1 pseudogene is annotated in these 311 nt (G+C 55.6%); it reads left to right on the forward strand.

Annotated elements, in window-relative coordinates:
* Positions 1-149: 149 nt before the first annotated feature.
* Positions 150-311, forward strand: a pseudogene (locus AC5ZGW_RS47830) (IS110 family transposase); the annotation flags it as partial.

Here is a 311-nt window from a genome sequence, read left to right on the forward strand (position 1 = left end):
GATCGTCGATCTCGTCGGGCTGACGGAGCGGGACAATGTTGCTAGTCTCGTTCATGGCGTATCGCTCTCCTTGAGAGATCCCATGGGGTGGATTGCAGTCGTATTTCTTGCAGAATAAGGCTGCCTAAACACTCATCCCGAAGGTGATCATGCATACGACCGGACGATCCGCCCACCCGACCACCATCCGCACCGATCTTGGCGCGATTTTCGTTTCGTTGGAGCTCAGCCGCTCTAGTTGGCTGATAACCTCGTTGTCGCCAGGAAACGGCGAGAAGATGTCGAAACATTCGGTGTCAGCCGGAGACCTG

This window comes from Bradyrhizobium sp. Crot121 (genome assembly GCF_059512385.1).